Below are 11,132 nucleotides of genomic sequence, written 5' to 3'. Positions count from 1 at the left end.
GGTTTAATCGGTTTAAAATAAAAATTTTCAATTGGTGTTAATTCTCTCAATTGATTTAAAATAAAATCGTAAATTGCTTCCAGGTTATTCATACTGTATTAGATTGGTAGTCAATACAATATACGATTTTTTATCGTATTATGAATAACCTTTTATAATGCACTACGGGTTAAGTTAATAACGATCTATTCTCAAATATTAAGCCAATTAGCGTACAGTGTGTTTTAACAAAATTTTAAAATAAATTAAGTATTTTTTAACATTGTATTGTTTTATTATCTAACTTTGATTCAATAAAGGACTAACCATCTTATTATAAATGACTTATAACTATAAAACGATCATATGAAACACAGTAACTTAAAGTTTCCCTGCCTGATTGCTGCATTATACTTCGGTATGAATGTAAGTGCGCAGGAAACTCCGAAAGACACCCTGAAAACACAGCAGATTGAGGAGGTGGTAATGATTGGTTACGGAACGCGGAAAAAAGTTGATAATACAACTGCCATAAGTTCCATCAATTCGGAAGAATTAATGAAGACCAAGGTGCTGAATGCAACCCAGGCAATACAGGGAAAAGCAGCCGGAGTGCAGGTTACTGCATCTGACTTACCTGGAGCGGCTCCAACCATTTTGATCAGAGGTTTAGGAACCGTCTTATCTGGACGAAACCCCTTATATGTAGTAGACGGTTTATTTGTAGATGGCATCGGCAATATCAATTCCAATGATATTTTGACTTATGATATTTTGAAGGATGCTTCTGCATTGGCAATTTATGGTAACCGAGGCGCAAACGGTGTTGTAATCATCACCACGAAATCCGGGAAAGGAAAAATTAGAGTAGAGTACGACGGATTTACAGGCGTCAGAGTTCCTCTCAAAAAAGTTAAAATGGCGGGAAGCAATCTATTTGCTAATTACAGCAATACCGCTTTGGGAAGTACAAAATATTCGCAGGATCAACCCGTAAATACAGATTGGTTCAAAACAATTACGCGAGTTGGAACTTATAATCAACACAATATTTCAATTTCGGGTTCCGGAGAAGGTGCAAAATATTTTTTGAGTTTAAGCAATTATGATGAAAAGTCGATCTTAAAAGGAAGCGATTACAACAGAACCACTGTTCGTACGAACAATGAGTTCAAAATTGCAAAGAAGATCACCTTAACACAGACATTAAGTGTGGCTTTTGTGAACAATACACCAAAACCTTTGGGAGCATTTACTACCGCTTATAAACAGTCACCAATTGTACCTGTATTTTTCCCGGATGGAACTTATGGAGTTTCTTTCGTGGGTGCAAATGGTTTCGCCAGTCAAACCGGGTCTAAGTTTAATAACGTTGGTAATCCACTTGCACAGCTAGAACTGAACAACGAGCGGTCAAAATCTCTTCAATTACAGGGCGGATTGAAATTAGATATGAACATTTTTAAAGATTTAAAATTCACTTCACAATTTTCAGGGGAGTTTTATGATTTTAAAGCCTATGCATATGATAATGGTGTTAGATTACTGGGAGAAAATCCTCCAGGTTTTACAAACAGATTATCAAATACCAAAGAAGATTATTACAACTGGTCATTGACTAATTATTTAACGTACAATAAAAAATTTGCTGAAATACATGATGTTGAGGCAACTGTTGGTACCGAAACTACCGTTAAAGATGGCACTAACAGATTGAGTCTTGTAAGAAATAATGTACTTGCGGTTCAAAATTACTGGGATGTCGCCGGAACCAATTACGCAAATCCGGATCTGGTTAATCTTGAAAGTGTAAACCAAAATGAAAACAGAACACTGTCTTATTTTGCAAGAGCGCAATATAAATTGATGAACCGATATTTACTGACAGCCACTTTTAGAAGAGATGGGTCGTCGCAATTCACAAACGGTAATAAATGGGGGAATTTCCCTTCATTTGGAGCAGGATGGGTTATTTCTGAAGAAAGTTTTTTAAAAGATATAAGTGTTTTGAATCTACTTAAATTAAGAGCCGGATGGGGAAGATTAGGAAATCAAAATGTTCCTTTAAACATCTTACCTTTTGCTTCGGGAACAGGTTATAATTATTCTTTTGGCGGCGGATCTAACTCAAACGGAAACACGATCAATAAAATAATCGACCCCAATTTAACCTGGGAAATTACGGAGGAAACCAGTGGTGGAATTGATTTTGAATTACTTAACAGACGACTTTCCGGATCTGTAGATTTATATGATAAAAAAACGAAGAATATTATCCTTGCTTTATTACCAAGCAGTCCGACAGGGATTTCTACGGAAGGTTTTGCCCAGTTAGGGCAAGTTTCTAACAAAGGGTATGAAATCTCATTAAACTGGAAAGATAAAATTGGGGAAAATTGGTCATACTCGCTGGGTGCAAATTATTCAAACAATAAAAATAATTTAGATGCAATTTCCGATGTTAATATCAGTCCGATTCGTGGTGGTGATTTAGGAAATGGGCAATTCACGAAATATTTTAGTTCAGAGAGTGTTGGTCAGCCTTTAGGAAGTTTTTACCTCTGGGAAGTTTCCGGTTATGATGCAAACGGTAATTTCACCTACACTGATACCAATGGAAACGGTCAAACCGGAAGCAATGACGAGAAAGACAGAAAATATTTTGGATCATACATTCCGACATCAACAATGGGCGTAAATATCGATCTCAATTATAAAAACATAGATTTTTCTGTAAGCGGTTACGGAGCATATGGTTTCAGTGTATACAATGGTAAAAAAGCGCAGCGTTTTGTTGACGAAAATATAGAATACAGTGTTGCAACAAATTATGCAGGTCCGGGAAATTTAAATGCAGGAAATCCAGCACCGTCAAATACAGTCCCGATCGCCTCTAATTATTATTTAGAGTCGGGTGATTTTTTCAGAATAAACAGCATTACTTTAGGATATTCACTATCAAAACCAGTTGAATATATTAGTTCGCTTCGGTTTTATGTGAGCTCCTTAAATCCTTTTATCACCCAAAAATTCACAGGATTTTCACCTGAATTAAATGGTGATGGAAATCCTTACCGTTCTCCCGGGATCGAACTTGATGCTTATCCAACGCTTCGGTCGTTTTTATTCGGTTTGAATATTAAATTTTAAAATTAAAAACAATCATTATGAAACGAAATATCATATTATTATCGGCGATAATGTCGCTCGCAGTTCTGAATCAGAGTTGTAGCGATGATTTCTTAGACGTAAAGCCCACAGAATTTGTTTCTACTACAGATCTTGCATTACTGAATAACAATGCGGGTGCAGAAAGCTTTGTAACTGCAACCTATGCAAAATTCTTAGATTTTAATATCAGTTCATTTCCCTGGATCGGCGTAAGCAGTATTACAAGTGATGATGCCGACAAAGGCTCTTCTCCAGGAGATACAGGTTTAGATAAAGATATATTAGATGCTTTGAACTTCACTGCGACAACACCTTCTTTCAGAGATGTTTTCGAAGGTAATTTTCAGGTAATCAACCGGGCAAATCAAGCTCTTGTTTACTTACCTCAACTAACAAATGCCGATCCTGCTTTGCGCGAAAGGCTTGCCGGAGAAGCTAAATTTTTGCGCGCTTTTTCCTACTTCACTTTAGTTCGTTCATTTGGCGGCGTTCCGGTTCTGGACCATGTTCCTGTTGCTGGTAATGATGCTGACCGAATTATGACTTTGACAAAAAAATCGAAGGAAGAAGTTTACACCTTTATTGAAAAAGATCTTAAGGATGCAATCATGGTTTTACCCGATAAATCTGCTTATTCTGGCGCTAATGCAGGACGCGCCTCAAAAGGAGCAGCTTATGCATTGCTTGCAAAAGTTTCACTTTACCAAAAAAAATGGCAACAGGTTGTCGATAACTGCAATTTGGTCGTTGGTTATTCTTTAACCCCAAATTTTCAGGATATTTATAAAATCTCAGGCGAAAATAATCAGGAATCAATTTTTGAAATTCAGGGAAAAGGAGGTTTTAATCAGCCGGGAATTCAACAGTATTCTCAAACTCAGGGCGCACGTGGCAACGGAGGTTGGGGTTGGGGGTTTAATACTCCTTCACAAAACCTGGTAGATGCTTACAATGCCGCTGGAGATACAGTAAGAAGAAATGCGACCATCATTTTTAGAAATTCTACTTTATATGATGGTAGAGTAGTTCCGAGCACGGTCGATAATCCTTACTACAATTACAAAGCATATTCTTCTGCATTTACAGGAGACGACGATTCTGATACGAATATCCGCTATTTGAGATATGCCGAAGTTTTATTAATGAATGCTGAAGCAATGAACGAACTGGGACAAACTGGTGCAGCAATACCGTTTTTAAATCAAGTGAGAACCAGAGCAGCATTAGCAGATACACCAGCAGTTTCACAGGCAGATGTAAGAGTAGCAATTTGGAAAGAAAGAAGATTAGAACTGGCCTTCGAACACGATCGTTGGTTTGACATCGTAAGAACCGGTCAAGCTGCTGCTGCCATGGCCGCAGATGGAAAAACATTTATAGTAGGTAAACATGAAGTATTTCCGTTGCCGAGTTCTTTTATTACTGAAGCCAAAGGTTTATCTGCACAAAATCCAGGATATTAATTTTCTAAAAAATGATCTACAATGAAAAATAGAAATTTATTTAAATATATTGGTGTAGCATTCCTCTTGGGTGCAGTTACACTGAGTTGTGAAGACAGTATCGATCGGGAAAATCTTCCAGTTCCTTACGCAGCGATTGGAGGGTATACAAATTCAGATGATATCGCTTCCGGTAATTTGATTACAAAATTAAGTTTCGAAGGAGACCTGCAGGATAAATTTAATAATATGACTTCTCCTGCACCCGTCATGGTTGCGTACACTCAAGGTGCAAAAGGTCAAGCCTATAACGGTTCAGATTCTCAAATGAGATATTCCGTTGAAAATGTTTCGCAGGCAATAACGAAATTAAATGCTTTCACGATATCTTTTTGGATGAACAGTGCAAACACAGTAGATCCTGCAATACCAGGACAGGGAAAAGGTGCACAGGGAATTTTTTCTATCGTGAGACCAACGGAATTTTGGGGTGGAATTAATATTTTTATTGAAAATCCAGACAATGCAAAACCTGATAGAATTCGCTTAAAACTTTCTGTAGAAAACGGCAGATCTGCAGTTCAATGGAAAGGTCAGAGTATCATGATGAATATCGATGGAAATAAAAATAAATGGATGCACATAACAATTTCTTACGATCCAGTGACGAGTCTTGTTAGTTGTTATTTAAATGGTGAGCCTGCATCGAACTTGACAGGTTTTGCTTATGCACCTGATGAAGGTGTAACCGGTTCTGCAAAATGGTTCGCCGATAATCCCGGTGGATTAAATAATCCTAATGGTGCTCCAGGTTATGGTGAAATTCAATTAACAGGAACCAATGGAAAAGCAGTTTTGGGCAATCATCAGTTTCAAACTATTCCTCCTTTGAATAATGGCTCTGCGCAAGATTGGGCCACGAGTTATGCGGGAATGCTCGATGAATTTAGAATTTATAATACGGCATTGAAAAGTTCAGATGTGATCGCCCTTTACAAACTCGAGAAAGACAACAGATAAACTCTTAATAAGAGCCATCGAAAGGTGGTTCTTTTCATATAAAGTCAAATGAAAAATTTAATCCAGTTATTGATCGTCGCAGTTTTGGTAGTTTCATGTTCCCGTGATTCTACACCAAAAAGCGGTGGAACTCCAATCGGAGGTGGCGGTACAGAACCACCCACAAATACTGTTTACACCGACGCCCAAATCATAGAAATGACTCAAAAAGACGTGACCAAATATTTTTGGGATTACGCCGAAATTAATTCAAAATTAGCGAGAGAGCGTTATCATACTGATAATCCCGGTCAGGATGCAAATGTTGTCACCACAGGAGGATCAGGTTTTGGATTAATGACGATACTTGTTGGAATCAAAAATGGTTATGTTCCTCGCGCAGAAGCCATTTCCAGATTAAATACGGCACTCAATTTTTTGCAAAATGCCAATCGTTTTCACGGAGCCTGGTCTCATTGGATCGATGGGACTAATGGAAATGTAATTCCTTTTGGGACTTTAGATAATGGAGGTGACTTAGTAGAAACTGCTTTTCTGGTTCAAGGCCTAATTTGTGTTCGCGAATATTTCAAATCTTCTGCAGATCCGCAGGAAATTGCTTTAAGTCAAAAAGCAGATGCATTGTGGAAAGGAGTCGAATGGAACTGGTACACCCAAGGTCAGAATGTTTTGTATTGGCATTGGTCTCCAAATTATAATTTCCAAATCAATCTCAAATTGCAGGGTTATGATGAAACTGTGTTGACTTATATCCTTGCGGCGGCATCACCAAATTATTCTATTGATAAAACAGTTTATCAACAAGGTTGGGCAAGAAATGGAGCCATAAAATCTTCTGGTTCTCAGTACGGAATTCCCTTGGTTGTCAACCATAACGGAGCTTCAGGAACAGTTGGTCCAATGTTTTTTTCGCACTATTCTTTCTTAGGTTTGGATCCTCGTGGACTTTCAGATGAATATGTAAATTACGGAGACGTAACCACCAATCACGCAAAAATAATGTACCAATACTGCGTCGCAAATCCAAAAGGCTGGAATGGCTATAGTGCAAAAAATTGGGGTTTAACGGCAAGTTATAGTAGAAATCCCGATGGAAGTACAGGCTATTCCGCACATCAGCCAAATAATGATCTTGGAGTAATTTCACCCACTGCTGCGATTTCAGATTATCCTTATACCCCTACAGAAAGTATGAACTATTTGCGGTTTTTATACAATGAAAATTATTCAAAATATATCGGTGTTGCAGGTCCTTATGATGCTTATTCGATGCAGTACAACTGGGTTACGCCAAGATATTTAGCCATTGATCAAGGTCCCATTTCTCCGATGATTGAAAATTACAAATCCGCTTTCCTCTGGAATTTATTTATGAATGCACCTGATGTTAAAGCAGGATTAATTAAATTAGGCTTTCATTCCACGCAATACGGATTTTAAATTTTTAAATTCAAATTACACTCAAATTTTTTTTCATGCTTAAATTTTTTAGCTTTTCAATATTATTTTCTTCTTTGTTGGTTTCTTGTACAACCAATTCGATCTCTGATTCAAAGTCTAAACAAATTTCAGTTTTGACGGATGAACAATTCATGGATAAAGTACAACAAGATGCTTTAAAATATTTCTGGGATTTTGCCGAACCTCATTCTATGTTGGGACGCGAAAGATACCATGAAGATAATATTTACCCTCAGAATGATAAAAATGTAATTACAACAGGCGGCTCCGGATTTGGCTTAATGACCATTTTAGCAGGAGTTGACAGAAATTTTATTCCCCGGAAAGAAGCCGTTAAAAGACTAACAACAATGGCAGATTTTCTCGCAAAAGCTGACCGTCATCACGGAGCGTGGTCCCATTGGATCAATGGCGAAACCGGAAAAACAGTTCCTTTCGGCAAAAAAGACAATGGCGGCGATCTGGTTGAAACAGCATTTTTAGTGCAGGGAATTCTTACCGTTCGCGAATATTTTAAGAATGGAACTCCCGATGAACAGATCCTAGCTAAAAAAATGGATGATCTGTGGAAAGGAGTAGAGTGGAACTGGTACACCAAAGGCGGCGAAAAAGTTCTATATTGGCATTGGTCCCCAACTTATGGCTGGGAAATGAATTTTCCTTTGAGAGGTTATGACGAAACTTTAATTACCTATATTTTAGCAGCGTCTTCGCCCACTTTCCCGATCGATGCCGAAACGTATTATAATGGTTTTACAAGGAATGGACAATATCTCACCGATAATAAAAAATACAATTTGCCACTTTATGTAAAACACAATGGTTCCGAAGAATATGGCGGTCCACTTTTTTGGGCGCAATATTCTTACCTGGGTTTGGATCCTACAGGTTTATCCGATAAAAATATTTCCAATTATTTCGACTTAAATAGAAATCACGTCCTTATTGATTATCAATATTGCGTCGAAAATCCTAAAAAATTCAAAGGTTACGGTCCAGATTATTGGGGACTTTCCGCTGGATACACTAAAAATGAAGACGGTTCCACTGGTTACACTGCACATTCACCCAAAAACGATAACGGCGTCATCAATCCAACCGCAGCTTTGAGCAGTTTTCCCTATACGCCAAAAGAATCAATGGATTTTTTAAGATTTATTTACACTCAAAAACCGCAATTTATCGGTTCCGCAGGTCCTTACGATGCCACTTCGATTAATTATGCAAACTGGTTTACGCCGAGATATTTAGCCATCGATCAGGGAACAATTTCTCCAATGATCGAAAATTACAGAACAGGATTACTCTGGAAATTATTTATGAATGCCCCCGAAATTAAGAATGGGTTAAAGAAGTTGGATTTCAGCTCAACGAAATATAAGTAGAATTTTTTGAAGCTGTTTCCCGCTCTCCACTATATCTTTTTCTTTTCCCACCGCTTTATCCACCGCTGAAAAAGAAAAAGGATGCCGTTGCGATCGGGGCTAGAAATGCATTATTATTAAGTAAATAACGAACATCAAATCAGAAAAGTAAACAAACAGATGGAGTTAATCAATTTTCCTAATTCATATTACTCCCGGTTTGATCCGTGATTATATGAAAGGATATTTTCGAAGATAAAATTTAGATAAAAAGTAAAAAGTAATAAAATGAAGAAACTGATGTTTATCGCAGCAGTGGCATTTTCAACCGCCATTTTTGCACAGGAAATCGTAACAAGATCTGTTCAGTCTTATCAAACAGATTCTTATAAAGCCAAGAAAAAAGTTTTTGTAGAGACCCTTCTCGCCAAGATGACTTTGATGGAAAAAATCGGCCAACTCAATCTTCCAAGTGCAGGAGATTTCACCACAGGACAAGCTCAAAGTTCTAACATCGGCAAAAAAATAGAAGATGGTTTAGTCGGCGGACTTTTTAATATCAAAGGCGCTGAAAAAATTCGGGCGGTACAAAAAGTCGCCGTAGAAAAAAGCCGTTTAAAAATCCCATTAATTTTCGGGATGGATGTTATTCACGGCTATGAAACAAATTTTCCAATTCCTTTAGGTTTAGCCGCATCTTGGGATATGAATCTCATTCAGCAATCTGCAAGAGTTGCTGCAAACGAAGCCGCTTCCGACGGAATTTCCTGGACATTTTCACCCATGACCGACATTTCCCGCGAACCAAGGTGGGGCAGAATTTCTGAAGGTTCCGGCGAAGATCCTTACCTCGGAAGTGAAATTGCAAAAGCTATGATTTACGGTTATCAGGGAAAAGATTTATCCGCGAAAAACACCATTTTAGCTTGTGTCAAACATTTTGCATTGTACGGAGCCGGTGAAGCGGGAAGAGATTATAATACCGTTGACATGAGTCGTCTGAGAATGTTTAATGAATATTTTCCACCTTACAAAGCCGCAGTTGATGCTGGTGTCGGAACGGTGATGGCTTCTTTTAATGAGGTCGATGGAATTCCTGCTACCGGAAATAAATGGCTTCAAACCGATGTTTTACGAAACATGTGGGGTTTCAAAGGATTCGTAGTTTCAGATTATACCGGAATCAATGAAATGATTAATCACGGAATGGGAGATTTGCAGCAGGTTTCCGCATTGGCATTGAATGCAGGTGTTGATATGGATATGGTTGGAGAAGGATTTTTGACCACTTTGAAAAAATCTTTAGAAGAGGGAAAAGTTTCACAAGCTGCGATCGATGAAGCAACCAGAAGAATTCTGGAAGCAAAGTATGATTTAGGACTTTTTGAAAACCCTTACCAATACGGAGATCCGAAATGGGCTGCAAAAGAAGTGTACAGTATGGAGAATCGAAATATTGCAAGAAATACTGCAGCACAATCTATGGTTTTATTAAAAAATGACAAACAGATTTTACCTTTGAAAGCAAGAGGAACTATCGCCGTGATCGGTCCTTTGGTTAACAATTCCCTCAATATGGCAGGAACTTGGAGTGTCGGTGCGAAACATGCTAATTCCGTTTCTTTGATGAAAGGTCTTCAGGATAATTTCGGTAAACAAGTTAAATTTATTTCGGCAAAAGGTGCCAATATTGATTACAGCGAAAAACTCGAAAATATTTATGCAGCCCACGGAAAATTAACAGATCGAGACAATCGTTCGAAAGAAGTTTTATTAAAAGAAGCAGTAGATATTGCCAACAAGGTCGATGTTATTATCCTCGCAATTGGCGAATCTGCCGAAATGAGTGGTGAATCTTCCTCCAGAACTCACATTGATATTCCCCAGTCTCAAGTTGACTTGTTAAATGAACTGAAGAAAACAGGGAAACCAATCACAATGGTTCTTTTCACGGGAAGACCTTTAGCTTTAACCAATGTTAAAGACGTTCCCGATGCGATTTTAAATGTATGGTTTTCTGGTACTGAAGCTGGAAATGCAATCTCCGACGTTCTTTTTGGGAAAATAAATCCTTCCGGAAAATTACCTGTGACTTTTCCGAGAAGTTTGGGCCAAGTTCCTCTTTATTACAACCATAAAAATACAGGAAGACCTTTAAGTCCGGAAAAAACGGAGAAATGTCAATACGAAAGATTTAAATCTAACTTTATGGATGAGTGCAACACTCCGCTTTATCCCTTCGGTTTTGGATTAAGTTATACGCAGTTTAAATACAACGATATGTCCGTTTCAAATAGTGATCTGAAAGGAAATCAAACGCTCCAAGCTTCAGTTACGGTTACTAATTCTGGTAATTTTGACGGAGCAGAGGTCGTTCAGTTGTATATTCGGGACCTAGTTGGAAGCATAACAAGACCCGTAAAAGAACTAAAAGGCTTTCAAAAAGTTTTTCTTAAAAAAGGAGAAAGTCAAAAAGTAACTTTTAATATTACTCCCGAAGATCTGAAATTCTATAACAATTCCTTAATTTATGATTGGGAATCAGGGGATTTTGAGGTCATGATCGGAACCAATTCAGATGAGGTGCAACGCACAGAAATTACGTGGAATAAATAAATGTAACAACTTGATCAAAGCCGTTTTCAATATTTGAAAGCGGTTTTTTTACTTGGTTTATTATTGCTAAATTTGGACG

General features: G+C 37.8%; 6 protein-coding genes and 1 pseudogene. 6 read left to right on the top strand and 1 reads right to left on the bottom strand.

Annotated elements, in window-relative coordinates; genetic code table 11:
- A pseudogene (locus tag OA86_RS16215) lies at positions 1 to 92 on the bottom strand (IS982 family transposase); the annotation flags it as partial.
- A 253-nt stretch (positions 93 to 345) separates the two neighbouring features.
- Here OA86_RS16215 and OA86_RS10200 point away from each other — a divergent pair.
- The 6 genes from OA86_RS10200 to bglX all read left to right on the top strand — a co-directional run bounded on the left by OA86_RS10200 (position 346) and on the right by bglX (position 11,053).
- A complete protein-coding gene (locus OA86_RS10200; protein WP_039352532.1) occupies positions 346 to 3,129 on the top strand; it encodes a SusC/RagA family TonB-linked outer membrane protein in 2,784 nt (927 codons plus the stop codon).
- A gap of 17 nt (positions 3,130 to 3,146) precedes the next feature.
- A complete protein-coding gene (locus tag OA86_RS10195) occupies positions 3,147 to 4,613 on the top strand; it encodes a RagB/SusD family nutrient uptake outer membrane protein (RefSeq protein ID WP_039352529.1) in 1,467 nt (488 codons plus the stop codon).
- Between the two features lie 21 nt (positions 4,614 to 4,634).
- A complete protein-coding gene (locus OA86_RS10190; RefSeq protein ID WP_039352527.1) occupies positions 4,635 to 5,612 on the top strand; it encodes a LamG-like jellyroll fold domain-containing protein in 978 nt (325 codons plus the stop codon).
- A gap of 48 nt (positions 5,613 to 5,660) precedes the next feature.
- Positions 5,661 to 7,052 (top strand): glucoamylase family protein, encoded by a 1,392-nt coding sequence (locus OA86_RS10185; protein ID WP_039352525.1) that lies wholly within the window; start codon positions 5,661 to 5,663, stop codon positions 7,050 to 7,052.
- Positions 7,053 to 7,087: 35 nt separating this feature from the next.
- Positions 7,088 to 8,458, top strand: coding sequence for a glucoamylase family protein (locus OA86_RS10180; RefSeq protein ID WP_039352522.1), 1,371 nt, complete (start codon positions 7,088 to 7,090; stop codon positions 8,456 to 8,458).
- Between the two features lie 267 nt (positions 8,459 to 8,725).
- Complete coding sequence (gene bglX / locus OA86_RS10175) at positions 8,726 to 11,053, top strand: beta-glucosidase BglX (protein WP_039352519.1); 2,328 nt, start codon at positions 8,726 to 8,728, stop codon at positions 11,051 to 11,053.
- The last annotated feature ends 79 nt before the right edge of the window (positions 11,054 to 11,132 follow it).

The organism is Kaistella jeonii (assembly GCF_000812865.1).
In the GTDB taxonomy this organism is placed as follows: domain Bacteria; phylum Bacteroidota; class Bacteroidia; order Flavobacteriales; family Weeksellaceae; genus Kaistella; species Kaistella jeonii.
This window is presented reverse-complemented; position numbering and strand designations above follow the sequence as displayed.

Excerpts from the sequence above, each read along its gene's own strand:
- OA86_RS10200 (WP_039352532.1), top strand. The coding sequence starts at position 346 with ATGAAACACAGTAACTTAAAGTTTCCCTGCCTGATTGCTGCATTATAC.
- OA86_RS10195 (WP_039352529.1), top strand. The coding sequence starts at position 3,147 with ATGAAACGAAATATCATATTATTATCGGCGATAATGTCGCTCGCAGTT.
- OA86_RS10190 (WP_039352527.1), top strand. The coding sequence starts at position 4,635 with ATGAAAAATAGAAATTTATTTAAATATATTGGTGTAGCATTCCTCTTG.
- OA86_RS10185 (WP_039352525.1), top strand. The coding sequence starts at position 5,661 with ATGAAAAATTTAATCCAGTTATTGATCGTCGCAGTTTTGGTAGTTTCA.
- OA86_RS10180 (WP_039352522.1), top strand. The coding sequence starts at position 7,088 with ATGCTTAAATTTTTTAGCTTTTCAATATTATTTTCTTCTTTGTTGGTT.
- bglX (WP_039352519.1), top strand. The coding sequence starts at position 8,726 with ATGAAGAAACTGATGTTTATCGCAGCAGTGGCATTTTCAACCGCCATT.